This window comes from Desulfamplus magnetovallimortis, from assembly GCF_900170035.1.
GTDB classification, from domain to species: Bacteria; Desulfobacterota; Desulfobacteria; order Desulfobacterales; family Desulfobacteraceae; genus Desulfamplus; species Desulfamplus magnetovallimortis.
Window position 1 is genome coordinate 1 of the sequence record NZ_LT828616.1, and the last position, 819, is coordinate 819.

At 40.0% G+C, this 819-nt stretch carries 2 protein-coding genes; one reads left to right on the forward strand and one right to left on the reverse strand.

The genetic code is table 11. The features are described from left to right. Positions 1-223, forward strand: a 223-nt coding sequence (locus MTBBW1_RS29315; RefSeq protein ID WP_222424206.1) for a hypothetical protein, incomplete at its 5' end; no start/stop codon positions are given. Here MTBBW1_RS29315 and MTBBW1_RS28905 read toward each other — a convergent pair. Continuing rightward, positions 220-819: hypothetical protein (locus tag MTBBW1_RS28905; RefSeq protein WP_186441762.1), on the reverse strand; the 600-nt coding region annotated here is incomplete at its 5' end. The genes MTBBW1_RS29315 and MTBBW1_RS28905 overlap by 4 nt on opposite strands.

The window sequence follows — 819 nt, forward strand, 5'->3', positions numbered from 1 at the left end:
AAAAACAAAGCATAAAAAGGGCGAATCTCATCCAGGGTGCGGTCAAGGTTGTATTGAAAGCGTTCAGGGGAAAGACTTTGCTGTTAATGGGATTTACCTCATATATGGAACCTGCAATGTCGCCAAGGATGCTTCCGATAAAGCTCCCTTTAAACTGTTTTTTCATCATGAAACCCTTTCAAAACTATCTGATTTGCTTTTGACTGGATGCCCTGTGATTTAAACAAAATATTCAATTTTCTCGGCTGTACCTATTTCCTTATCCTCACAAAATAAAAGAGCCTCCTCAGTAAATCCACCAGTTGAAAGAAAAGCTGGCATAATCTTTTTATCAGCAAACATGGTAGCATAGGTATTACATTTTTCCAAAAAATCCTTGACCACAGTTATCCCGACTCTCTCGTTTCTTTTTTTCACCTCCACTAAAACAACCCTGTTGTCATCGGACAGAGCCATTACATCAATCTCCATCTCCTTTCCATCTTGCCTCTGAAATTTGACACGCTGTTTTACTTCTATGATGTTCAGGGGAGTATTGGCAATGTCGGTATCTGGAAGCCCGTTAAAATAAACTGACAAGGGAAAACGCTTTCTGCTCCTGAAATCCGTGGCAAGCTGATATTCTGCAAATTTCCCCACCAGATTATTGAGTTTGCCCTGTAGTGCCTTTTTATCTTTTTGAAGCCTGTCCAGCTCTTCATTGAAATCCTTTTTAAGATCAGGCTCAAAGGAACTTATCTCCTTTTCAAAACGGTTTCTCAGTATAAGATAAAGGGTGCCGTCTTTGAGTCCCCTGTAATCAATATCGGAAATGCCTTC